At 56.9% G+C, this 25,446-nt stretch carries 14 protein-coding genes and 3 pseudogenes; 8 read left to right on the top strand and 9 right to left on the bottom strand.

Annotation, left to right across the window (positions count from 1 at the left end; genetic code table 11):
• The first annotated feature begins 1,250 nt into the window (after window positions 1-1,250).
• Window positions 1,251-1,493: a hypothetical protein gene (locus I6F24_RS34270; RefSeq protein ID WP_225130678.1), complete on the top strand. Its 243-nt coding sequence runs from the start codon at window positions 1,251-1,253 to the stop codon at window positions 1,491-1,493.
• A 577-nt stretch (window positions 1,494-2,070) separates the two neighbouring features.
• Here I6F24_RS34270 and I6F24_RS37830 read toward each other — a convergent pair.
• The 3 genes and pseudogenes from I6F24_RS37830 to I6F24_RS34260 form a co-directional block, all read right to left on the bottom strand.
• Window positions 2,071-2,445 carry a hypothetical protein gene (locus I6F24_RS37830; RefSeq protein WP_306469174.1) on the bottom strand — a complete coding sequence of 125 codons (375 nt, stop codon included), beginning with the start codon at window positions 2,443-2,445 and terminating at the stop codon, window positions 2,071-2,073.
• A 17-nt stretch (window positions 2,446-2,462) separates the two neighbouring features.
• Window positions 2,463-3,275: pseudogene (locus tag I6F24_RS37825) on the bottom strand (aminotransferase class III-fold pyridoxal phosphate-dependent enzyme).
• A gap of 839 nt (window positions 3,276-4,114) precedes the next feature.
• Entirely contained in the window at window positions 4,115-4,426 is a 312-nt protein-coding gene (locus I6F24_RS34260) for a hypothetical protein (RefSeq protein WP_225130676.1), read from the bottom strand.
• A 1,008-nt stretch (window positions 4,427-5,434) separates the two neighbouring features.
• Here I6F24_RS34260 and I6F24_RS34255 point away from each other — a divergent pair.
• Window positions 5,435-6,325, top strand: a complete 891-nt coding sequence (locus tag I6F24_RS34255; RefSeq protein WP_225130673.1) for a nitronate monooxygenase — start codon at window positions 5,435-5,437, stop codon at window positions 6,323-6,325.
• A gap of 1,245 nt (window positions 6,326-7,570) precedes the next feature.
• Window positions 7,571-9,109 (top strand): acyl-CoA synthetase, encoded by a 1,539-nt coding sequence (locus tag I6F24_RS34250; RefSeq protein ID WP_225130671.1) that lies wholly within the window; start codon window positions 7,571-7,573, stop codon window positions 9,107-9,109.
• A 174-nt stretch (window positions 9,110-9,283) separates the two neighbouring features.
• Here the strand turns inward: I6F24_RS34250 and I6F24_RS34245 are convergent.
• The 4 genes and pseudogenes from I6F24_RS34245 to I6F24_RS34230 all read right to left on the bottom strand — a co-directional run.
• Window positions 9,284-10,260 (bottom strand): annotated as a pseudogene (locus tag I6F24_RS34245) (IS481 family transposase); the annotation flags it as partial.
• Between the two features lie 1,033 nt (window positions 10,261-11,293).
• Window positions 11,294-12,214, bottom strand: coding sequence for a bifunctional methylenetetrahydrofolate dehydrogenase/methenyltetrahydrofolate cyclohydrolase FolD (folD, locus tag I6F24_RS34240; protein WP_225130725.1), 921 nt, complete (start codon window positions 12,212-12,214; stop codon window positions 11,294-11,296).
• A gap of 25 nt (window positions 12,215-12,239) precedes the next feature.
• Complete coding sequence (gene purU / locus I6F24_RS34235) at window positions 12,240-13,172, bottom strand: formyltetrahydrofolate deformylase (RefSeq protein WP_225130669.1); 933 nt, start codon at window positions 13,170-13,172, stop codon at window positions 12,240-12,242.
• A gap of 12 nt (window positions 13,173-13,184) precedes the next feature.
• Complete coding sequence (locus tag I6F24_RS34230) at window positions 13,185-15,671, bottom strand: FAD-dependent oxidoreductase (RefSeq protein ID WP_225130667.1); 2,487 nt, start codon at window positions 15,669-15,671, stop codon at window positions 13,185-13,187.
• A gap of 240 nt (window positions 15,672-15,911) precedes the next feature.
• On the opposite strand from I6F24_RS34230, the gene I6F24_RS34225 reads away from it, so the two are divergent.
• From I6F24_RS34225 to I6F24_RS34205, 5 genes are all read left to right on the top strand, one after another.
• Window positions 15,912-16,532 carry an XRE family transcriptional regulator gene (locus I6F24_RS34225; RefSeq protein ID WP_225130665.1) on the top strand — a complete coding sequence of 207 codons (621 nt, stop codon included), beginning with the start codon at window positions 15,912-15,914 and terminating at the stop codon, window positions 16,530-16,532.
• A gap of 769 nt (window positions 16,533-17,301) precedes the next feature.
• On the top strand, window positions 17,302-18,318 hold the full coding sequence (locus tag I6F24_RS34220; RefSeq protein WP_225130663.1) for a GTP-binding protein: 1,017 nt from the start codon (window positions 17,302-17,304) through the stop codon (window positions 18,316-18,318).
• Window positions 18,319-18,346: 28 nt separating this feature from the next.
• Window positions 18,347-20,002 carry an amidohydrolase gene (locus I6F24_RS34215; protein ID WP_225130653.1) on the top strand — a complete coding sequence of 552 codons (1,656 nt, stop codon included), beginning with the start codon at window positions 18,347-18,349 and terminating at the stop codon, window positions 20,000-20,002.
• 250 nt (window positions 20,003-20,252) lie between these two features.
• On the top strand, window positions 20,253-21,899 hold the full coding sequence (locus I6F24_RS34210; RefSeq protein WP_225130651.1) for an amidohydrolase: 1,647 nt from the start codon (window positions 20,253-20,255) through the stop codon (window positions 21,897-21,899).
• Window positions 21,900-21,908: 9 nt separating this feature from the next.
• Window positions 21,909-22,877, top strand: a complete 969-nt coding sequence (locus tag I6F24_RS34205) for a GTP-binding protein (RefSeq protein ID WP_225130649.1) — start codon at window positions 21,909-21,911, stop codon at window positions 22,875-22,877.
• A gap of 208 nt (window positions 22,878-23,085) precedes the next feature.
• Here the strand turns inward: I6F24_RS34205 and I6F24_RS34200 are convergent, their stop codons facing one another.
• Together I6F24_RS34200 and I6F24_RS34195 are read right to left on the bottom strand one after the other, a co-directional pair.
• Window positions 23,086-23,973, bottom strand: coding sequence for a LysR family transcriptional regulator (locus tag I6F24_RS34200; protein ID WP_225130647.1), 888 nt, complete (start codon window positions 23,971-23,973; stop codon window positions 23,086-23,088).
• Between the two features lie 927 nt (window positions 23,974-24,900).
• Window positions 24,901-25,116, bottom strand: a pseudogene (locus tag I6F24_RS34195) (helix-hairpin-helix domain-containing protein); the annotation flags it as partial.
• Window positions 25,117-25,446: the final 330 nt, after the last annotated feature.

Genomic DNA, 25,446 nt, shown 5'->3' with positions numbered 1-25,446 from the left:
CATCTTGCGCGTCCCCACAGTCCGTTTCTTGGCGCACCCGATTCTGCACTCACTTCAATGAAAGGCCAGGAACGCTAATCGTATACGCCTGGACCAGAGCCGACACGTCGCTAGCATTTGAGGGCTTAGCTGAAAGTGCATTCCTGACATCTAACCCAGGAATAAGCCGTGGTTACGGTCCACCTGCCGCATCAATTGGCCGAGAATGGGGCGCTACGATCTTTCTCATTACGGTCCACTTCTGCCGCCTGCCTAAACTCTTAATGTCCCGCCTCAATTGAGCCGATACAGTGGCCAAGAAGTTCCCAAAGAGCTTGCGTGTTTGGTGGCGATGCGGCGGAAGTCCTTGAGCCCACAGAAGCTGCGCTCGAACACATTTCGAACGTTTCTAAGCAGGTTTGTCGAAGCGATGAGATTACGGCCTTGGCGCGCAACGACGAGCTCAGCACGAAGGTGGTCTCGCCTTTGCCAGCGATGAGCGCGCATAGGCAAGCGTCCGAGATCCTCATGTATTCGCGCGCGTTTTTTATCCTAGTCGCCTCTTTCTCTCGGATCTTCTGGTGAAAAGCAGAAAAGACGTCTCAATGGGGTAGGTACACTTCCTCGTTCAAGCGACGGCGAAGCGATCTGCCTTCCCCAGAATTGATAGCGCGACAAGCCTGGTGTTTGCTGTAGATTCTGTCATCCGGAACGACGAATGGTTCGCGAAATGAAACATCGCATTTGGTTGCCGCGATCTGCAACGACCATGCGAGATGGCTGAAATCGCGGCGGTCCTCTAGACGTGATACGGATCTGCGAATCCTGAAGCGCAATCCAAGGACGGAGCTGCAGATGCCAAGTTCGGCAGATAATCCTGATACTCCACCAACACCCCCATATTCCACGTACCCGTGCCTCGATGAACCCGTGCTAGTCGTGCCTAGCACCGATGAAGTTTGGCTGACAATCCCGACCGCTGGGAGATTTTGCGCTTCGCCGCATTACGGCGGCGAACGTTCAGGGTGGTAGTCGTCCGCGCCTCATGGGTGCAAGAAAACGGTGCATATATGAAACGAAACAGGCCAAAAGCGTCGTGCTGCTCGAGTCTAACTGGCAATTCAAAGGTAGGCGAGCAAGCCTTTCCAGCTGTCTCTCGCAGCCTAAAACGGCGATGCTCTCTCGCCAACACAACACGCTTTGACTGGTCAGCTCACGCTATGCAACGAGCAGAATTATCCCCAGGTTCTACAAACTCATGGTCTATGGTTATGACACTTATCGAATATCCTTCTGGAAACTCCACCGAACCGATCGTCCTTGTTGGCAAGAATCGTTTTGGAAACTGGGTCGTCCGTGAACAGAACGGCAATTTCGGTGGCTTGTTCGCGAGCCGTGCGCAAGCGCTCAAATATGCACTTTGCGAGAATGGCCTACATCCAGAAGCTATATTCGAGGTATCTCGCGAGATCGAACTTATTATTCTCCACGGCCCGCCCGAGGAGCATGGATGAATAGATCAGCCCTATTGAGTAAGGTACTTGGCTTTGCTGCAGGCCACGACAGCAGACCGCCAGATCGCATCCCCTTTAAGAATGCATAAAGGCTGGCCTTGGCCATCACAAGGAGCGAAACATGACGGCGATCTTGCGCCTAGAGGACGAGAATAAGTCAGATTTTGGTCGGCGCGTAGGTCCGCCCATGTATATGGCCTGAACGGACTGCTGAACAGCGTTCTTTAAGGTGCAAGGCTGCGACCTATCGCTCCTTAGGCCAAGCTGTGGCTCCGATTGCCGAGCTCACTCAAGGCACGACGGCAACACTCGTGTAGCCAACAAAGTCGAAAAGGTTGCGCGCACGCAGGTGTGATGCTTACTCGGACCACGAAACTGCCAAGCGCACTGTGACAGGGGTCCTGTCGGTCGCTCAACTCGTGCAAGGGAGCAGCGGCGTGTGGACGAGCGATTACCACCCGACTATCCCAGCTGATTATCGCCGGCCCTCACCAACCGGGATCGTCGAGGACGGTAGACTATAGGCGAAAGATCCTCTTAAAGGCTTAAACCAAAATGCGCTGCCGACATAGCCCATTCATCTGCCTACCCTCATTGCGCCCCGCATGTCTTGACGGCTCTCGAGAAAGCCTGCGAACACATCGACGATGAACTCCGCGTCGGCGCGCGTCATAGGTGATGAAATCGATGCAGCAGCACCATAAGGGAGGATGACGCCGTTCTCCGCAAAGAAGCGTGTTAGCTCCTTCATTAGAGTTTCTCCGGCGGGCGTGGGACAGATCTCGCGATATTCACTCGGAGCTTCTGCCCCCGGATGAATGCGGAAGAGTGAGGCGGCTCCAGTGACACAGAGCGGCGCGCCCAGTTTCGAGATTGCCCGACCGATTCCTGTTCGCACGATGTCCCCGAGGATCTCCAGATGAGCAAAAGACCCATGGTCCAGATGATGCATTGCGGCTAGCCCCGCTGTCATGGATAGTGGATTGGCAGAAAACGTACCTCCTTGCGGAAGCAGTGGTCGACCCGATGTGCATCGAATACCTTCATCACGTCCTCGCGACCGCCGATTGCTCCAATCGGCAGACCTCCGCCGATGATCTTGCCCATCGCGATGATGTCTGGGACAAGGCCGTAACGTGCGGAAGCCCCCTGAAAGCTCTGCCTAAGATTGAGGACCTCATCAGCAATCACAAGAATCCCGTTTTTGCGGGCCGATTCCTGCACAGCAGCTACGAATTCGGGCTTTGGCGCAATGAACCCCGCGCGGCTCGGCATCGGATCCAGAATGACGGCGGCAAGCTCAGACGCATTCGACTATATCAATCGATGTGCGCCTTCAACATCGTTAAAGCGGAGAACAATCACCTCATCGAGAACACTTGCAGGCATCCCGCGATAGAAGGGCGTCGAGTTGGGCTGGATGACGTCACCCCAGTTCTCCGGTGTCGCCGCTTGACTGACTTCGACCCAGTCATAGGCACCATGATATGCACCCTCGATCTTGGCAATCTTCGAACGTCCGGTGAAGGCCCGCGCAGCTTTGACCGCAAATAGTACGGCCTCAGTCCCGGTATTCACGAAGCGAACGCGGTCAACCCTCGGAATGCGTTCACAGAGTAGTTCTGCGAGTTCGATCTCGATCTCCGTCGGATTTGCGAAGCAGCTGCCGCGCTGAATTTGATTAACTAGCGCTTCCACCACGGGGGCGAAGGCATGTCCATGGATCAACGTCGTGAAGTTGCGATTGAGGTCCAGAAACCGGCGGCCATCGAAATCGAGCACATAGCTGCCCAGGCCAACGCTCGATATAAAGCGGAGTTGGATCTCGCTCAATCGTAACTCGCGAGGTGCCGTCGGGGAACACTCTTTGTCCCCGGGAAAAGCTTTCGTCGGAACGCCTCCCAGCGCGCGAAAATCCAACCGCCGTATTGGACTCTGCTTTCTTGTGGTTCACGACATCCTCATAGTCTTCTTGAAGTTGTGCTGAGTAGGCAGACACCAGTCATAGCGATGCCACAACGCCTGAGCCCTGACGTTCGGCTTCGGGGATGCGAAGGGGACTATCGACCAATTTGCGCATCACGCGATCAAAACGTCAATCAAACTGGATTAGCCCCTCATGCCAAACTGCCGCAGAGAGTTTCCTCTACTCTCGATATTGGTTCGGTACTGCTTTTGTCCGCGGGTCCACAGTAACGAACTTGCTTGCGTGCGCCTGGCGCATGCGCAGCAGAGAACGCTTGGGGACGCAGATCTCATCAATTAACGCCCCGCATGTTGCGGCCTCTGCTGGATACCCTCAGATTAGCTGCATCACAGCAGGTGGCGAGTTGCTAGCTGACCGTACGCATCAATAGGACATCGCGACACTACCTACTCTGGTGAGATCGCCAGCAACACCTTCAAGAGGCCCCAATTTCCGAACGGGGCCCGGAGAGAACGATCTGAGGCCGGCAGACGGGGCATTTTCGCGAGGGTTCCAGCACCGGCTCCCCCTGAGGAGGGGGAAGAACACTGACGGCCTCGAATTCCCGACGCCCAGAAGGCATTCATTCTCAAGCAGAGCCGTGACTGGTCGCCGCAGCCAAGATCTGCCGCAAGGCCGGCATTAGTCGGACTGACTACTTTAATTGGAAGAAGAAGCACGACAGGCTGCTACCAACCGAGATGCGGCTGCTGCTCGAGGGCGACAACGTCAAGCTGGCGAAGCTGGTGGCAACTCTGTCGCTCAACGAGGGATGCCGCAGGATGCGATCCGCAAATAGCATGACGCCCGGCCGCAAGCGCAAGCTGGTCGTCGAAGCAGCAACGAGTGGCAGGTCTCGATCCGCCACACCCGCGCGGCACTCACGTTTGACGGATCGACCTACCGTTACAAACCCCGTCGCGCCGGCCACGCTGCCCTCGAACATCAGTTCAAGGAGATCCGTCATGCCCGCGCTGGCTACGGCTATCCGCGCGTCTGCGTTCTGCCCGCCGGGCCGGACGCCGCCATCCATCGGGAGTTGGGCCCGCAATTGCGCGACAAAATAAAGGGCCGGGTCAAGGCCGCACTGCGCGAGGTGGTGCGGAATTCGCAAACAATGACGGTACCTCTCAAGGTCTAATGATTCTGACGCTTGACGAATATCGTCCTAGCATTCGACCGGACCGACGGTCTTCTTGGCAACGGATTTGGAAACTGGTCGTCCCGCCAGCACAATGGAACATTTTGTGTCTCGTTCGCGAGCCGAAGCATACGTTCAACTACGCACTCTACGAAAATGGCCAATCCAGAGGCTATCGGAGACATCTCGCGAGATCGCTGATATCCTAAACGCCTTGCGAGATCGCCTCGCCACTAACTCTAGTCAGTGCAGAGGGGGGCTCCAATGTCGCCGCGCTTGCGTTCCCAGCCGAGTATGCGCTGATCGTGTAGTCGCGCGGCAGGCCGTCAGCGCCACGAGCGAGCAATTCTTGCGACGTTTGGGCGCTGTGCAGGTGTTCCGGCGCCTCCATCGCGCAGATCCGGGGATAGAGTGGAGCTCGTCTTCCGGACAATACTATCTGCTTTGGCAGTTGATCCAGCAGCATCCGCATGTCACGAATTACCTGAGAACGTCAGCCTTCAGCCTGATGACAAGGAGCTACGGGTGTTCGCGATGCATCATAAGCACTATCAGCCCTCGCTAGCTCCCCTGATCGAGCGCCCTCCTTCGCTCGCCTGTTTGCTCGAACGACCCTGATCTTGTCTCGATCAGGGTAGGCGCACGACGGCCTCTCCTCGCTCAGGCAGGCCTAAGCTTCGAACGTTATGACGTCCGTCCGTGGAACCTCGTCCGGCAAACGCAATAGCTAGAGACAACATGATCCTAGAAGCGAGTATGATTGCACGATCCCATGGAAGCAGATTGCCGGCTGCAATCGCATCTCGGCTTGGCCTACCGCTGATCGTTGCGCCCATGTTCTCTGTCTCTGGGGTAGAACTTGTGACTACTGTCTGCCGGTCGGGAGCGATTGGCGCATTTCCGACCATCAATGCGCGATCGGTCGAGGAGCTCGATCATTGGCTAACCTGCATTGAGCATGATCTCGCGAAGGGGGACCGAGTGACCGCGCCGCACTGCCCAAACCTTCTAATGCGTCAGGCGCGGATGAAAGATGACCTCGCCTGTCTCATACGCCACAAGGTGGAAATTGTGATAACCAGCATGGGATCGCCGACTGCTGCGATCGGACCGCTGCACGAAATTGGCTGCCTTGTGTTCACCGACGTCGCATCGCTGCACCACGCGGAAAACGCCGTGAAAGCCGGTGCGGATGGCTTGATCCTGCTTACCGCGGGAGCTGGTGGCCATACTGGCTGGGCTAACCCATTTGCTTTCGTTCGGGCAGTTCGCGCCATGTTCGATGGTCCAATCGTACTCGCCGGCGGCATCACTGACGGCGTTTCCCTCGCTGCTGCACGTTTGCTCGGGTGTGATCTCGCCTACATGGGAACCAGCTTCATTGCGACACTTGAGAGCATGGCGAGCAGTGCCTATCGACGCATGCTGATAGATAGCACGCTTGACGACGTAATGCTGACCAGGGCTTTCACGGGGCTTCAAGTCAACATGCTAAGGCCATCAATCGTCGCGTCCGGCCTTGATCCGTCGACCCTCGACGAAACCGTGTCCGAAGCACAAGCCAAAGAAAGATTTGGTGGCAATTCTGGCGAAGGACCGCGGCGGTGGATCGATATCTTGAGTGCTGGTCACGCCGTTTCAGGCGTGCTCTCGATTATGGGTGCCGCCGACCTGGTGCAGCAGGTCGCCGCGCAATATAGGGCGACCTTGGCGAGCTCCGTCTGATACAGGTCAAGACCTTTGCGTGCATGAATCTGCTCTTTGGAGTCCATTGAAGCATCAACCGCAAAACACGGATCCGTCGTAACTGGCGCATGGACTCGATGCTAAGCGCGCCGAAACGCCAGGCGAGCATTCGTCTCGTTCCGCAGGAGCATCGCCTTAGGTGTCGATGATCCCTCGTTCCGCCGGAAGTGCGCGTAGCGCGATAACACAGGGAGAAAGGAGCTGATCATCGGCACCATCGCAGCACACTGGTCGGCCGCTTTAGTCGGCACGAAGTTCCTCGTCTTCAGCTCCTTCGTAACTGATAGATTCAACATGGGCCGCAATCGTCTTGCCTCTCGAGATACATGGCGATCATTACGGCATTCGCAGGGCTGATCATGGGTGATCCACATTATGGTCGTCACGCCAGAGCGGCGCGATGGTGCCATTCGATCTCTAACTGCATGTGCTCGCGGAGCTTTCTTGTTGAGGTGCCCAGCTATCTATCGCCCATCGGAGAGATGGGTTGACAGGGCCTCGAGGGCCTTGGCCTTGAAGCCGCGGAGCTACATTTGAGTCAATGTTAGTGGAGCGCTCTGGAAACTAAATGTTCCTGAACGGTGCTCTGGGACGAAAGCGACTGGTGCAGAGCCGGTCACAGAATATGTGGCTTTCTCAACTACAAGGCTGGAGCTGGCCGAAATAGGTTCTCGGGCGTTGAACGGGGCCTGATGCGAATGGATCGAAACCAACTGGATGCAGAAGCCTTTTGACGAATAGTCGAGTGCCTTGCAGGGTCTGATTGCTAAGCCCTTCGCTTGCGGCATTCAACACTGTCACTTCACGGGTCATTAATGTCATTCAATGTTTGGTCATGTACACGCTCGACCATCGAGAGCGCGAACATCACAAGACTAGTTCGCGCAACAATATTGGTTGAAGGTTAAGTTGCAGGTTTAGGGCGAGGCCAAAGAGTAGAGGGCACGCCGCATCAAATTGCGGCAAATCGGGCCCGAGCGTGCATGGCGTTCACCAAGGGCGGCCGCGCCGCAGTTAGGTGGTTAAGGATGGATGGTTAGTCGAGTTGGCGATCTCGTGAATGTCATGTCGCGACTGCAGCCACGGAAATGACGCCGGCTTTCTGCGTCTCTCAAACCGTGAAGTCTATAGCGCGCGCCTTTTCCTTCGGCCAAGCAACTGACACACCTCTTGGTCCTGCGGAGCGGTTCGATGGCACCCATCTTATTAAAGAGGAGAGATAGGATGATCGGGACTTCCCCACTTTTTCATGGCATCATCTCGGGTGAGAGACGGCGCAGTCATTCCGATGTCGCGGATCGCGCGATGCGGATCGCGGGAGGGCTTGCTCGGCTCGGCATTCGCGAAGGCGATAGCGTGTGCATTCTGATGCGGAATGAGATCGCATTTGTGGAGGTCACGCATGGAGTTATGCAGCTCGGAGCTTATGCTGTACCGGTTAACTGGCATTTCAAGCGTCAAGAGATAGAGTACATTGTGGCCGACTCCGGCGCGCAGGTGCTGATAGGCCATGCAGACCTTTTGCATCAACTGGAACGTGACGCCTCAAACAAGTTGGTTCTGAGTATAGCGACGCCGCCGGAATTGATAGCTGCTTACAATATCCATCCCGCGCTTCTCGCGATGCCGGGGTTCGCACGCGATTTCGAAAGGTGGATTGCGGATCAGCCGTCGTGCGCGGCTTTGCCTGCAGCCCAGCCGACGACAATGATCTATACGTCGGGCACCACGGGGCATCCCAAAGGGGTACGTCGCGTCCCACCAACCGGCGAGCAGGCCGCGGGATTGGAGGATATACGCGCGATCCTTTATGGGCCGGGCGCTCGCGCGCTCGTCCCAGGACCGCTTTACCACTCCGCACCGAACTTCTTTGGAATCTGGTTCAGCCGCCGGGGCGGCGCGCTGGTGCTGATGCCTCGTTTCGAACCTGAGGAGTTGTTACGCCTGATAGAAGCAGAGAAGATTGACACTATTCTCATGGTGCCAACCATGTTTGTACGCCTTATGCAGCTGCCTGAAAGTGTACGAATGAAATATGACCTTTCGTCGCTGCGCCACGTCGTCCATGGGGCGGCGCCCTGCCCGTCGGAGGTGAAGCGTGGGATGATTGAATGGTGGGGGCCCATCATACATGAGTTCTACGGCTCGACAGAAGCAGGGGCTGTGACGTTTGCGACCTCGCTGGATTGGCTGCAAAAGCCTGGAACGGTCGGCACTCCTTTGCGCCATGTCGAGCTGCGCGTAGTCGGTGTGCACGGACAAGTACTGCCAGCTGGGGAGGTTGGAGAGATTTATTCCTGCAACACGTCTTTCCCGCGATTCACATATCACAACAGACCCGAGAAGCTGGTCGAGATGGATCAGGAAGGCTTTATCGCCTCCGGCGATCTCGGCTTTGTCGACGCGCATGGCTATCTGTTCCTATGTGACCGGCTGCACAATGTAGTGATTTCCGGTGGGGTCAACATTTACCCCGCCGAGATCGAAGCAGCTCTACACATGGTGCAGGGCGTGCATGACTGCGCAGTGTTTGGCATTCCCGATGCGGAATTTGGCGAGGCACTCATGGCAGTGGTCGAACCGCAACCCGGGACTATGCTTAATGTCCTGGACATACGCGAGAAGCTGAAGACGGTCTTGGCCGACTACAAGGTTCCCAGGGAGATCGAGATCCGGACCCGCCTGCCGCGCGAAGACTCAGGCAAGATCTTCAAGAGGCAGCTGCGGGATCCTTATTGGGAGCAGTCAGGAAGAAGAATTTGAGGGATAGAAAAGCGGCGGCAAAAGTCAGCCTTGCAAGAACCGATGTTGTGTAAAAGAAGGGACTTGATCTGACAGTGGGTGCTTTGTCGCGGCAGGTGTCCGACAAAGATTTCATGTCCGACCGGCAACAATTTCGCTCTCGACAGAGCACTTGCGTCAAGCAAGGTTTGCATTCGGCGTCTTGCCGTAGCACCAGCGCCCCTGATGCGGGCGTAACTCATTATAGGCGGTGATCCACTCATCGAGATCGCTCTGCAACGCAGTAATGCTCGGATAGATCTTCTTGCGGAACGCGACGCGATAGAACTCCTCGAGCACGGTGCGGTGGAAGCGCTCGACAATGCCGTTGGTCTGTGGGCTTTTCGTCTTGGTGCGGGTGTGATCGATGTCCTCGACGGCGGGGTAGAGCTCGTATTCGTGATGCTCCGGATTGCCGTAATACTCGGTGCCGCGGTCGGTCAGGATCCGGTTCAGCGCGATGCCCCGCGCATCGAAGAACGGTACCACGCGGTCATTCAACAGCTCGGCCGCCGTGATCGGCGTCTTGCGATCATACAGCTTGGCTAACGCCACCTTGCTGTAGGTGTCAATGAAGGTCTGCTGATCGATCCGCCCGACCCCCTTCATGTTGCCGACATAGAAGGTGCCTGCGCACTACAATAGCCGGGGCACTCGCTCTCGAACTCGCCGTGCGCCTCCTTCTCGGACTTGGCCTTTTCCAACGCAACGAGCTGGGCCTCGGTCAGCACCAGGCCGTCCTGGGCCATCCTGGCCTCCAGCGCCGTCAGCCGCTTCTTGACGTTGGCGAGGTCGTGACGCAGCCACACCGTCCGCACGCCGAACGGGGAGATCGACAGGCCGCGGCTCCTGAGCTCATTGCTGACCCGCACCTGGCCCCAGGCCGGCTGGTCGATCGCCAGCTCAACGACGGCCGCCTCGACCTGCGGCGCGATACGGTTCTTCAGGATCGGTTTCTTGCGGCTGATCTCAATCAGCGCCAGCTCGCCGCCCTTGTCGTAAAGTTCCTTGAACCGGTAGAAGCTGTCGCGGCTATAGCCCATCATCCGGCAAGCTTGGCTAACGTTGCCAAGCTGCTTGGCCGATTCCAGCATTCCGACTTTCGCGCGAATGACCTTCTGTTCCTGGGTCATGGGAACGTCTCCTGTGAGACGCTGCGGGCTGCGCGGGAGCGCCCTTTGGGTGAGCGCTCCTGCTCGCCCGCAGCTCCATTCCCTGCCAGTTCAAACCTCGCCGTCAGATTAAGTCGAAACTTCTACAGATGTTGCGCCCGCATGGGGTCTTTCGGCCAGCTGCGATGCTCTACGCGGAGCGTTCGGATCGCGGCAAGTTCATCTCCTACGGCCCTTGTCAACCGTTCCGAAAACCATCTTTCGGAGTCCCCCTTTTGGGGACAAGGACATTTTGATGACGACCCGCTGGGTGAAGACGCCGAGTGTTCTCGTTGGCCGGTTAGCCTCTATGCGGGGATTGCTTTGGGGCGTCTGTGGCCAAGTCCGCAACTGAGTGGGCGCGCCGAAGAACGACAGACGCTGAACCGCCAACCGGTCGCGGCTCAGCAGGTCAATTATGCTCGACTGGCTCGCGAAGCTGCCCCGCGGCCATGACCAAGCCAAGCCATCAACTACTCCTTAAGGGTTTGGCGAGCTTCACGATGTTCCTCAAAGACCGACGAGTTTGCCTCTCGCGCATCCGACACGTGACCCTGACAGACTTAACGTCAAATCCTCGGGTCCCTTCTCAACTGCACCAGGCGGTCGCCGGCGGCGGTATATGTTAACAGCGGTATCGTCCCCGTTGCGCGTGTAGCCGGCAGCGGGCAGCAAGTTTACCAGTAGGAACCCGGCAGATCAGCTGCCAATGCATCTTCGCTCGGGTCCGCGCGATCCGGCTCAGGCGGATCACCGGTGACTTTCATCGCGTTGTCTTCCTTACGTGCTTGAGACTAGCTAAAGCCCTGCATGCCATGCTCGTCGTAGACCTCGAGCCGCGGCGCCGGGCAAGCCGCCGAACGCAGCACGCGCATCTCAGGCAACCGCGTCACCCTAGCTTTAAATGAAGATCGGATGCGATCCATCGAGATCCTTCCCTGACAGAGATCTTGCTCAATTGGGCTCGCCATCACCATTGCTTAGGTCGAATGCTTCTGCCTTACGCGCAGTTCAATCAACGCAGGAGTGGCGGAGGGGCTCCGGCGCCTAGTGCGCTATGGTCAAGCGGCGAAGAAACACCCCGGCGGCGACAGGCAGCCTCGATCGTATTTCTGAGCAGGCACGCAATGGTCATCGGGCCCACACCGCCCGGGACGGGTGTCAGTGCGCCGGCAACAGTGCGCGCGCCCTCGAAATCCACATCGCCAACCAATTGCTCATTGCCATCGCCTCCTATGCGATTGATGCCAACGTCGATAACGATTGCACCAGGCTTGATCCAATCGCCACGAACGAATCTCGCCCGTCCGGCCGCCACAACCAGGATGTCTGCGCCACGACAGACCGATGGCAGATCCTCGGTCTTGGAGTGGGCTATAGTAACCGTGCAGTTTTCTCGTAACAGGAGTTGTGCCAGCGGCTTTCCGACTATGTTTGAACGACCAACGATGACCGCAGAAAGTCCTGTAAGATCCTTACGGACGCTCTTGATCAAGAGCATACAGCCGAGTGGCGTGCAGGGGATCAAAGCGGAGGCGCTGAGCGACAGGTTGCCCACATTAGTGGGATGAAAACCGTCAACGTCCTTCTCTGGATCAATGGCGGCAGTCACCTTCTGGGCGTCAATGTGAGAGGGTAGCGGCAGTTGAACGAGAATGCCGTCAACGTCTTCGGCGCCGTTCAGGCGTGTGATCAGCGCCAGAATATCACTTTCGCTGGTTGAGGCGGGTAATCTGTGATGAAACGAGCGCAATTCCGCTTCGACCGATTTTCGCACCTTGTTGCGAACGTAAACCGAACTCGCGGGATCATCGCCCACAAGCACGACCGCAAGGCCAGGCGTCACCCCACGCTCCACGAGATCTAGAACGGCACCACGCAACACGGCGTGAAGCTGCCTGGCCGCGGCAGTACCGTCGATCACCACTGCGCTCATTTCGTGTTTGACCGCATCAAAATGCTCATCCAAATACCACTGTGCGATCGCCGTTCAACAAGACCCGGTTCTCCGCGTGGAACTTTACGGCTCGCGTCAATACCGCGGCCTCGACGTCACGTCCGACTGCCGAGAGTTGCTCCGGCGTGAGGGAGTGATCAACGCGCAGGACGTCTTGCTCGATGATAGGCCCCTCATCTAGGTCCGCCGTGACGTAGTGCGCCGTCGCACCGATCAACTTCACGCCTCTTGCCTGGGCCTGATGATACGGCCGCGCTCCCTTGAAACTCGGCAGGAACGAATGATGGATATTGATGACCCGCCCAGACATCTTCTGGCAGACCCCATCCGACAAGACCTGCATGTATCGAGCCAAAACGATCAAGTCGATGCGTTCCCGCTCGACCAGATCCATCAGTTTTGCCTCTTGCGCCAGCTTTGTATCGGCGGTGATCGGCAGGTGATGGAAAGGAATGTCGTAGGACGCAGCAAGGCGGAAAAAATCCTTATGGTTCGAAACGATCAACGGAATCTCGACATCGAGCATTCGGGTGGAATACTTAAACAGAAGATCGTTCAAGCAGTGCCCCGCCCGCGAGACCATAATCATGAGCCGTGGCTTCAACCCGAAATCATGCAATTGCCACGTCATGTCAAACAACTTTCCGACCTCGGCAAACTCCGACTGTAAGCGTGAGGTTCCGGTCTCAGCGAGCGCGTCGAAAGAGATGCGCATGAAAAGTTTGCCGACGCTGCGATCGGAGAACTGAGCGCTGTCTCTGATGTTGCATCCATGGGTCGCGAGGAAACCGGAGACGGCGTGGACAATGCCGGTCCGGTCCGGGCAGGAAAATGTCAGGACGAAATCGGGACGATCTGCTCGTTCTTTTGACGAGAGGAAGACAGACGAACTCCCTGCATCGGGGATTTTGATGGGTGCCGTGTTGATTTCAGACATGACACGCACCGATCAGGAAGCCGCCGCGGACACGGTAACGGCACCTTCGACGTCCTTCACCCGATTGTTCGCCGGATCATAGAACGCGCGCAACGACGCACGTGCGGGCACACGCACGCCGGAAACCTCAATCTCCAATCTTCCGCTCTGCAAGAAGGCCGCATCAACTCCTCCGCCGTCGGGATTCTCGACGTATCCCAGACCAAGAGAAGCTCCAATGCTGTGACCGTACATGCCGGACGTGATGCGCCCAACGAGCCGACCGTCATGCCAAATCGGTTCATTGTGGTAGAGCATTAGTGCGGGATCCTCGACTGCCATGTGGATCATCTTGCGTTTGAGGCCCACCTCCTTTTGACGCAGCAACGCATCGCGCCCAATGAATCCTTGCGGCTTCGACCAAGCAACTGCAAAGCCGAGCCCGGCCTCCAGCGGGGTAACTTCGTCGGTGATGTCGTGGCCCCAGTGCCGATATCCTTTCTCCATCCGCAACGAGTTCATCGCATGGTAGCCGGCGAGACGCATGTCGAATGAAGCCCCCTCTTCGACAAGAACGTCGAATACACCCTGGACGAACTCAGTCGGCACATACAATTCCCATCCCAGTTCGCCGACATAGGTGATACGGCTCGCCCTCACCTTGGCATAACCAAGATCGATGATCTTCGAGCTGGCAAATGGAAACGCTCCGTTCGACAGATCGGCATCCGTCAGCTTGCTCAGCAAACTTCTAGACTTCGGACCCATAACGCCCAGGACGGCGTAGGCCGAACTGACGTCGACGGCCAGCGCCCGGGCACCTTCTGGAATATTGCGCTTCAACCAGGCGAAATCCCTGACTTGGGTGGCGACCGCAGTAACGATGAGGAAGCGCTTTTCGCCTTCACGGGTGATCGTCACATCTGCTTCAATGCCCCCCCGCTCGTTCAGCCACTGAGTATAGACGATGCGGCCGATCGGAACTGAGACGTTGTTTGCGCAAATTTGATTGAGAATGTGCTCGGCATCATCGCCGTCGAAAACGAATTTGGCGAAAGAGGATTGGTCGAACAGTCCGACGTTCTCGCGAACCGCGCGATGCTCCGCCGCGGAATAGTCGAACCAGTTTTGCCGCCCGAAGCTATATTCATATTTGGGCTCGCGCCCCTTTGGCGCATACCAATTGGGCCGTTCGAAGCCCGCGACCTCACCGAAGCAAGCCCCCCGCGAGAGCAAGCGGTCATGTAGCGACGAACGCCGGACTCCTCTCGCCCTCTCCGCCTGCCGGAACGGCCAGTGCATCGCGTACAGCAAGCCAAGCGACTCGACCGTTCGATCCCGTAGATAAAGACGATTGGATTGAAAAGGCATGACGCGCCGTATGTCGACGTCCCACAGGTCCATCGGCGGATGACCATCGACAATCCAGTCGGCGAGAACTCTGCCTGCTCCGCCGGCCGAACGAATACCGATGGAATTGAAGCCTGCCGCCACAAAGAGATTTCGCACCTCTGGCGTCTCGCCCAGCATATAGCGATCGTCCGGGGTGAAACTCTCCGGTCCGTTGAAGAACAACTGGATTCCCGTCTTTGCCAGTATGGGAACGCGACGGATCGCTCCCTCAAGCAGCGGCTCGATGTGATCGAAATCATCCGGCAACGTATCGAACTCGAAACTCTCGGGAATGCCTTCCATCCCCCAGGGCTTTGCAACCGGTTCGAACCAGCCGACCAGCAGCTTGCCGGCATCTTCCTTGAAATACGTGCAGGCGTCCGCGTCCCGCAGCACGGGAAGGTGCTTTTTTATGTCAGGCACCGGCTCAGTGACGATATAGAAGTGTTCGGCTGCGTGAAGTGGGACGATCGCCCCCGCGGCTGCACCGAGGTCCCGCGCCCACATGCCCGCACAATTGACCACAAATTCGGCAGCGATTTCGCTGTCCTTGGTGCGAACACCGACAGCACGACCGCGTTCGGTCATGATCTCGGTTACAGCCGTGCCCTCAAATATCTTCGCCCCACGACTCTTGGCACCCTTTGCGAGCGCATGCGTCGTGTCCACTGGATTGGTCTGACCATCCTTCGGAAGATGGACCGCACCCACAACATCTTCGGTCACCATCAACGGCCAAAGATCGGCCGCCTCCTTAGCAGTCAAGATATTTACTTCCAGCCCAAAACAACGAGCCATTGAGGCCCCGCGCTTCAACTCCTCAAATCGCTCCTGATGACTTGCAATCGCCAACGATCCGATCTGACGGTAGCCGGTGTTTTGACCTGTTTCTCTCTCGAGCTGATCATAGAGTTCGGTCGTGTATTGGGCCAACCGCGTCAGGTTGTGGGTTGCTCCGAGTTGGCCTACCAGCCCGGCGGCGTGCCACGTCGTTCCCGACGTAAGCTGCTTACGTTCGAGTAAAACGACATCCGTCCACCCACGAAGAGTAAGATGGTAGGCAAGACTGCAGCCCATGATACCGCCGCCAACAATGACGACTTGGGCCGACTTCGGGAGATCCGTCACACCTAAAGCTCCTAACGATCTTTCGTGAAAATATTGCATATTTTTTCACAGAGGTGAATAGATTTTTCACATCTGGAGTTTTTTTTCGATGTTGTGGCTTCTATAAGGAATCGGGTAGTCGGGAGCTCATGTTGCAGGCGCTCCAAATGGATTGAGCCCAATCTGGCGGTTTGAATGGTGGCTTGTGGCTACAGGCGGCTGGTCGCGGCACGCCGCCCGCATTGAAGGACGAGAGAGCCCATGGCGATTAGACCGATACGCACAGCTGAGGAATGGGCGGCCTCTGAAACAAAAAGCGGAATGGATTTGGAGGCTGCCGTCGGTAGCCAGATCCGCGAACTTCGGAAGATCAAGAAGCTGACGCTGACCCAGCTTGCTCAGGCCGCCGGCATTTCGGTCGGCTATTTGAGCCAAGTCGAACGAAATCAATCGAAGCTGCCCATCGGTGTTCTGAAGAAGCTGAGCGACGCTCTTGGCGTACATATGAATTGGTTCTTCAACGGGAACATGCAGGCGGCGCCGGGCGAACGAGACATCGTCGTTCGTAAAGCGCACCGCCGCCGATTGACATTCACCGGCCTCGGGATCGCCGAGGAGCTTCTCTCGCCTAACCTCGCTGGCCCTCTAGAGCTGCTCTTGAGTACGATTGAACCGGGGGCCGACAGCGAAGAATACAGCCACGACGGCAACGAGGCGGGGATTGTGATTGCTGGGCAACTGAACCTGTGGGTCGACGGCAAGCTGTTTCAGCTTGAAGAAGGAGACAGCTTCTCCTTTAGCAGCACCTTGCAACATCGCTGCGCAAATCCCGGAACGGTGCCAGCTAAAGTGGTTTGGGTCATTACCCCGCCGCACTATTAGACACGCTGTCGATAAGCGGAGATCCGAGAATGGCTCGAGCTGCAATCAGATGACCCCATACAGATATCATCTCGAAGGAGCATAGAGACCAATCGTTGCCGCCTCTGCCGCCGTTGCAAACAACCGGGCAAGAAAACGGCGTAGGGTCGGGTCGTCGTCACCTAGTCGCGCAGCTTCCTTGAATTGATGATCGCGACCGCTGCATTCGCTCCGGAGCGACCGGGGCATACGATAGAAGCTACACCAGGTCGCGCTGCTTCGTAAGAGAAATGGACCCGCTTAAACGGGCTGGCGATCTGCCCTAATGAAGCGGTGCCTGTTAGCGAAGCATCTCCCTCGCCGGGGCGGCAAACCTGCCTCCGCGAGAACCTTTTCTATAACCGACGACAGTCCTCGCCATTGGCAATGATCGGCGCCACGAAACGAAATGGACACTCCGTCCTAAAAAGGATGCCTGCCAATTTGTCTGGGCGCATTCCGCCTGCGTGCATTGATAGGTCCTCAGCCGGCTGCGCTGCTGGCGAAGTACACCCGAACGCCATTCCCACGTCTCGCAAACGCAAGTCCCGTGCGGACCGAAACAGCCAAGCACACACGTGAAATTCTTGCGTAAAATTTCATGTTGACAGAATTTTTCCGTTGATTTATCGGAATAACTGCTTCGTCGTTTCGATTTTCAAAGGCTCGAAAACGCACTTCGTACCTGGGGCGGTGTGGCAGGCGACGGACGCGCCTGACCGTTGCTGTAATCACCGAGGATTCGCCGACGATGCTGCATTTCGCCCGGGAGCAACGATTACCGGTTACGATTGTGTCCGGCTTTCTGGGTGCCGGAAAGACGACGCTTCTGAACAACATCCTACAGCACACTCGGCTGAAGCTGGCTGTCCTCGTCAATGATTTTGCCGCGCTCAGCATCGATGTGAAGCTTATCGCATCGCAGGACGACACCATCATTTCTCTTACCAATGGATGTGTGTGCTGCAGCATCAAAGATGACCTCTTGAGCTCAATTCTGTCTATCGCGTCTTCGGAGCAGAGGTTCGACGGAGTTTTGCTCGAGACAAGTGGCGTATCGAACCCGATGGCCATTGCGGATGCATTTATGCAACCCGCGGTTTCTCGCCGGCTGAGGATTGATCGCACCATTTGCGTTGTTGATGCCGAAAACTTCCCGAGCCTAAGCTTCGAACATACTGAGCTTGCTATCGATCAGGCTGCGGTCGCGGATTATGTATTACTCAACAAGACCGATTTGATAGCGCCGCGGTTCGCCGACAAAGTGATCACGATACTCCGCGGTGCGTTGCCGACGATGAGAATCATAAAGACGCAGAATGCCATCCTTCCGGCATTTATGCTGCTCGGTGACGGCGACGCAGAGGCCCTCCGGCTTAATCGGAAGGCATCCTTTCGATGCGACCGCGCTGAAAGCCCTTGCCGTCACGAAGGCTGTACCGCCTGCACCGGCACCTCAAGGATTCGTAATCATTCCGGCACGTTTGAGAGTTGGTCCTGGTCAGGCAATGTCGGGAATCAAGCCAACTTCGCTGACATCGTAAAGGCTCTTCCTGCGTCAATCTTGCGCGCGAAAGGTATCGTTCGGTTCTCGGATTTGGCCGATCAGAGCGGCATTTTCCAGCTAATCGGCAAGCGCTCGACGATCGATCTCCGCCCTTCCTTTTCAGGCGATCGCAGAAGCGAGCTGGTGTTCATAGGCGTGCGCGGCGAACTACCAACCGACACACTCACGGAAATGTTTGAAGGGCAGACCAACGGCGCTTGACGCCGGAAAGCCGGCAGGAGGAGCACAGATGGGCGCAGACACAATTTTTCACGGCGGTCCGATAGTCACGATGGATCGCGACCAGATGCAGGTTGAAGCCGTGGCAATATCCAAGGGAAAAATACTCGCCGTTGGATCTTGGGAGGCCGTAAGCCGTCACCGTGGCTCGCAAACAACTCTAGTCGATATCGATGGGCGCACGATGTTACCCGGCTTCGTCGAAGCACACGGTCATCCCCTGCTTAGCGCTTTGTGTTGGGGCGACCCCGTGGTCGATATTCGATCGGTGCACACGCCCACGTACGAGGCGGCTCTCGCTAAGATAAGAAGAAGAGTTAGCAAAGCAAAAGATGGTGAGTTCCTCTGGTTCCTGGGGCTTGACCCCCAGCTCCACGTCGGCGCCAAAGAGCCTAGCAAGGCCGACCTGGACGAACTCTCACCGAACATTCCGATCGCGGTGCAGGTGTCAAACATGCACGGAATTTACCTCAATTCGGCGGCCCTTAAGGCACTTAAAATCACACGCGAAACCCCCGTTGTTCCTGGCGGGAATGTTCGTTGCGATGAGAATGGTGAACCTTGGAAATTTGAGGAGCGCTCGCGCGAATACGTCATCGAGAGTTTCTATGCTCTCTGCGGCGAGCAGCGGGGCGTCGACTCCTTACGGGATTGGCTGTGGAAGTTCTCAAAGTCTGGATATACGACCAGCTCCGAAATGGGCGTGACGCCCATGACCAGCCTCTTCTACAAGAAGACTTTGGAAAGAGAGCAAATGCCCATTCGGGTCTTTTGCTATCAGAGAGCAGTTCCCGAAGGAATCGAGACAATTTCCTTTGAGGGAGGAAACGATCGGTTTGCAATGGCCGGCATCAAGGTGTGGGGTGATGGGTCCGTCCTTATGGGCAACGTGTGGCTGACAAAGCCATACCTCAATAACGAAATCACCCTTACGAGCATGGGTCTACCGCGCGACAGCGTCGGTCACATGAACTACAAGCCCGAAGAGTTGAACCGTATCATACGAGCTTACGCCGCCCGCGGGCATCAAATGTCCGTTCATACGCATGGCGATCGGACTATCGACGCGGTTCTGGATGCATATGAGGCGGCACTCAATGAGTTTCCCGAAGCAAAGCGACCGTTCCGGCTCGAGCATTGCGGAACGTTGCGCGAAGACCAAATTGACCGCTGCAACACGCTCGGAGTGGTGTGTAGCTTCTTCTTACCTTACCTTTATTACTGGGGCGAAGCACTCCGCGACGCGCTCCTTGGACCGGAAGCGGCCGCAAAGTTTGTGCCAGCGGGGAGCGCCGTCCGAAAGGGGATGCGGAGTTCGCTCCACTGCGACCCACCGATGACCTGGCCGCACGCGCTCCTTTGTCTACATCTTGCCACCACTCGCCGAAGCCGCGCAGGAAACGTTATTGGCCCAGATCAGATCATGGATATGGATTCGGCCTTGCGGTCCATAACAATTGACGCGGCCTTCCATCTTAGAAAGCACAACGAGATCGGAAGCATTGAGGTTGGCAAATATGCGGATTTTGTAGTCCTCGACAAGAACCCGCGCGCCGTCGATCCAGAGCACGTGCTTGATCTCAAGGTCCTCGGCACGTACGTCGAGGGAGAAAGAATTTGGGAGTGCTCGGCCGAAGAAGCGCCGAGTGGGCGACAGGCTGCATAGCACAGACGACCATTCCTAGCTGCCGGCCATCAACCCTTCTTCACAGCGAGCAGCTAACCGAAGCAGTAGCGGCAACGATGCGTCGTGAATGGTGGTGCCGGGTGCACGTTACCATCACGAGCAGAATGAACCTTGAGCAGCCGTTGGCTGGCGATCGCATTTGTGACCGCGCATAGTGAACCGGCTCTAACTCGGCGTTGTCATGGCACGGGCTTGGCCATTCCCAACAGATCTTCGGAAGGATTCCAAGGTGGAAAAGACGACCATCTACAGGGCGAAGACCATCCGGACGATGAACCCGTCATTGCCGGTCGCCGACACCGTGGTCGTTCGAGGGTCTCGCATCCTCGAAGTTGGTACGGAAGAGTCAATCCGGCCGTGGTTCCCAGGCCAAACACCTGAGATCGACGACAGGTTTCGAGATGCCGTCCTGATGCCCGGCTTCATAGACCCACATGTGCATCCTGCTCTGGCTTCTATACTCCTTCCCATGCACTGGATCACTGGCGTGGATTGGAAATTGCCTGGGAGATCGCTCGTCTCCGTTCGTGGACAAAACGAATTTCTCAACCGTCTGACCGAGATCGAAAGCCAGCTCTCCGAGGGCGAACCGCTCGTAAGTTGGGGCTATCACGAGTTGTGGCACGGCCCGGTAAGCGGAGGACTTCTGTCACGCATCTCCAATAGACGGCCGATTGTCGTGTGGCACCGCGGCTTTCACTCGCTTTACCTCAACGACGCCGCGATGGCATGGGCCGGAATAACGCGGGAGGATGCCGAAAGGCATCCCCAAGTCGATGCCGAACGACAGCTGTTCTACGAGAGCGGCATGGCCATGGTGCTGGCGCGTTTACGGAGCTATCTCCTCGAACCCGAACGTATCAAGGCTGGATATCGTTCCTTCAAAGACGTCATACGTGCGGGCGGCAACACCACGATCGGTGACATGGCCTTTGGCAAAATCGGCGGCGAAGAGCTGGAATGGCAGCTTTGCCAGGAAGCCTTCGATGAAAACACGCCGTTCAGAGTGCAAATGACTCCCGTTGGAGTTCCCTTCGGAGCGGACTCCGTCGACATCCCTGCGCGTATGGCTCATCTCGAAGCTCTGCGCGCAACGAAAACCGAGCGCGCACACTTCGGCAAATCGGTCAAGTTGTTTGCTGACGGTGGATTCTTCTCCAACCTGATGCAACTTAACTGGCCGGGTCGGATCGAGGGCCAGGATGGCCACTGGATCACATCGCCCGAGATCCTACGCCAGGCTGCCGAAGCCTATTGGGATGCCGGAAACGTCATTCATATTCATACCTCCGCCGACTTGGGTCTAGAACTCGTCCTCGACACGCTCGAGCATCTCCAAGCTCGCCGGCCGCGATTTGGACGCAAGCTCGTCATCGAGCATCTGGGAGTTAGCACACCGGAACAAATTCAGCGTGCGGCCGAGCTGGGCGCCAATGCTTCGGTCAACGTCTACTACGTTCATGAGCTCAGCGACCGCTTTTATAAGCGCATACTCGGTTATGAGAGGGCATCGCAGATGTCCCGGCTAGGCACTTTGACGCGTAACAATATTCGCTTCTCCTTGCACTCAGACTTCAGCATGGCGCCCGCAGCACCACTGGTGAACGCCTGGGTTGCAGTAAACCGCCTGTCTGAAACGGGTAAGGTCATGGGAGAACTCGAGCGCATTTCAGTCGAGCAGGCGATGAAAGCCATCACTATCGACGCCGCCTATATACTCGGAATGGATAGCGAAGTCGGTAGTATCCGCTCGGGCAAAAAAGCGGACTTCGCTGTGCTGGATAGTGATCCGTTCGAAGTGCCGCCGGAGCGCATCCGCGAAATCAAGGTTCTCGGCACCGTTTTTGAAGGAAAGTACTTTCCGAACAGCTTTTAGAGCGCGTCAATGAGTGTGGACGTCATCATAATTGGCGGGTATCTCGGCTCCGGCAAATCAAGCCTTGTCAATCACCTCTTACAAGCGTGGGGCTCCAAAGAGACAGGCGTTATCGTAAACGACCTCGCGCCTATCAACATCGATGCTCAACACGTGATTAGCGAGGCTGGGCTGACGCTCGGCATTCAAGATGGTTGCGTCTGCTGCTCCGTCACCGATCGACTCGGAGAAGCCTTCGATTGGATGACTGCATTTCGTCCGCGACTAAAGCGCATTCTGGTCGAAGCCAGCGGAGTTGGCGACCCTCGCCGCATTTCATATTACAGCCGAGGCCTGCGAGAGTTGAGCCTCAGCGCCATGATTACAGTGATCGACGCTTCAAGTTTCGTCGATCGTTTGAACGACAGGTTCGTTGGCAAACTGGTCCAGCGGCAAATCGAAGCGGCCGACCGGCTGATCCTTAACAAAATAGATCTTGTACACGCAAGTCGGGTGTCCAAGGTCGAAGCGATCTTACGCGAACTCAACCAAGAGGCAGTCGTTGTACGCACCCGTCATAGTCAAGTCGATGCGAGTGCAATCTACTTGCGGGATGGCATACCGATTCTGACGCGCCTTCCCTCAAAAGTTCTTCCTGCCGCGAGCGACGCTGAGCTCTCCGGAACCGCGTTCAGCACCATGGTTCTGCGCACGAAGGATTTGGTCGACCAGTTGGGAATGCGCGAATCTTTGAGCCAGCTGGCAAAAATAACAGAGCGAATCAAGGGTGTCATAGTCACGTCCGAGGAAGCAAACAACAGGTACCTTGTTCAAGTCGCGGCCGGTGACGTTCAGCTAAGCCCCGCCAATCCGTTGGCCGCGTACCCTGAGACTGTGCTGGTGTTTGTCCTCAGCGGTGACAATCCGACTCTTCAAAAAGAAATAATTGAGACGTCTCTCTCCAAGCGCGCCTGTTGGACCAGCTCGGTTATAGGCTAGATTGTCGTGCGAGAGCCTTGCTCATGACGATGTACTTATGATCTGGGCCCATCTTCAGGAGCCGATGCACCGGAATTCCTGGCACCATTTTCCGCATGCGCTGGACAGGCTTTCTCGCTAGGCACTCGTCAGCGACGTTTGCGCTCCCTTCTCGACTGCAATATGAAGTCTAGCCTATTCGATGCATCCGTCTGTGCGTCTGTCCATCTTACTCCGATACGAATGAGGCCCTCTCGGCCTTCACGGATCTAGAGATAAATCGATGCACCTCTTGAACTCGGCGTGTCTCATGCGTATCAGGGTGAGAGGTGATCCAATAATTGCGCACGAATCGAACTGCCGGCAGCACGCGCTTCAACTCCGGATACCGTTGCGCTGCATAGTCGTGAAGGATTCCGACTCCATACCCGGCGCGAATTGCCTCCATTTGCGCGACCACGCTGCCGCATTCGTATTTACGTGACTTAAGGCGACCGAGTACAGAAGCATAGTCTAAGGCGGGGCTGTAGGCCATGTCCTCAACATGCGTTACGAACAATCGGCCGTCCAGTTCGTGCTGGTTTGTGATCGGGCCCTCTCGCGCAAGGTACTTCTCCGCCGCATACACACTTAGTGTGTAATCGGTTAGCTTCGCCAGGATCAGTCGGCCCTGTTTGGGGCGATCCAACGTGATCGCTATGTCGGCCTCTCGCCGCGATAGCGAGAATGTTCGTGGCAGCGGAACCAGTTGGATGACGAGCCTTGAATGTTTCGCAGCAAGCATACCGAGGCGCTCTGCAAGGAAATAGTTGCCAAGGCCGTCAGGTGCACCGACGCGCACTGTACCTGTGATAGCCTGATTCGCGCCGCTGATGCTCGAACTCATTCTGATAAATTCGCTCTCCGCGCGCTCCGCCGCGACCATCAACGACTCGCCTGCCGCAGTTAGAGTGCATCCAGACGTATGTCGTTCAAGCAGCTTAGTGTTCAAACTTCGCTCAAGAGCGGTAAGTTGTCGAGCTACCGTGGAATGATCTAACCTAAGAGTCTTCGATGCCTTCAGGATTTGCCCTGCTCGCGCGACCTCCAAGAACATGCGAACGCGTTCCCAATCCATCGAATATAATTTTTGCACAACGGGCGGCAAATTCGGTCGTCGTTGCACGAATTTATGCGCTGCATACGAACCTCGATCAAGCCCTGTTTAGAGCGATTTTCAATGCAGGTGGCCGTACTGCGGTTGCTTACAATCTCGCGACCGGCGGACAATCGGAAGCACTTGGATTGGCTTCGGCTGAAGACGTCCGTACGGCGGCAGCGGAGGCTCAAGAGCGTTTCCGGCCTCGGCGAACACCCCTCCCTTGCACCGCACGTGAATTCTAGTTGCTTCGCTTAAGTTCTGAAAGATCGGATTGAAGCGCTCGCCGAAGCGAGCGCTGCCGAGCACGGCAAACCGTTCTCGACCGCAAACGAATCCCGAATTGTTCAACCTCAGGATCGACAGCGAAGCCGCGAGAGCCTGCCATCCGTCACGATTTCTAATCGCTTTGGCCGCCGCGCGGCCCTTAGACAAGGTGCGCCGTGAATGGTTTCGCTCCCGGACATTAAGTCGGACTTCCCGAATTGGCCCGACGACGTCGTCGACAATGGCTCCTGAAGCTCGCAAACCAACCGGGGATGGGTTGGCCTCCGCCCGACCCGATGACCGGCCACCGTTGGGAGCTGCTGCTTACGCATCCGATCTCCTGGTGGAAGGACGTGACCTGGACGCGGGAGACCCGAGACTGCAGTTTCGACAAGCTTTCAATCGATGCTCGAAAGACAATGAAGAGCATGTACAAGGCGCTGATCGAAGGCGAGGACAACGGACTCGGCGGCGACAACAGCCTCGCTCGATTTCAACGTCAGCTCGTCATCGTGACACGCACCGGCAAATTCGAAAGGCCCCCGGTGCTCTTTCCGATCGCCAGCGGGTTGAGCCCGCTGGACGGCAGCGGCCACTGCCGGACGGCACGCTGCGGATCGTCGCCCGTGGCGTCAAGGAGGTCTTGTGCAGCTTGGTGATGATGTCGGCGATCGCATCGCCGACGCCGGGGATCTCCGTGAGCCGCTCTTCGGCGATGAGCACATGAAGAGGCATCGCAAGGGCGGCCAGGCTGTCCGCGGCCCGTGAATAGGCTTTTGCCCGGTAGGGATTGCCGCCGCGCTGCGCGTATTCTCGCAGGAGGCTCGCTACCGTGGGACTGTCGAGAGAAGCCACTCAACGAGCCTCCCGACCCGCGCTCGACGATCTCGATTTAGCAAAATGACTTTGAGCGGCCGGGCCATCGCCCGGCGGACAATCGAGGGATCTCTCGAGTTTCTGCGCTGCGCGGAAGTCCTCCAGATGCTGCGTGTTCGGGCCGTAAGCGGCCTCTTTCTTGAGGAGATTGTATATTCGCCCGGCCACGAGCTGCAGATGCTTCATCTTGCCCTGCGGCATAGACCGGGCCCTGCAGAGAGCTCGTACGGCATAGGCCCGGAAGTAGTCGAATGCGTCTGACATGATGTCGGTAAACGCCGGCTCGAGCCTATGGTTCGGTCGAACTCG

Source organism: Bradyrhizobium sp. BRP23 (assembly GCF_020194135.1).
GTDB classification, from domain to species: domain Bacteria; phylum Pseudomonadota; class Alphaproteobacteria; order Rhizobiales; family Xanthobacteraceae; genus Bradyrhizobium; species Bradyrhizobium yuanmingense.
The sequence above is the reverse complement of the archived record's forward strand: the minus strand, read 5'-3'. Positions and strand labels throughout refer to the sequence as shown.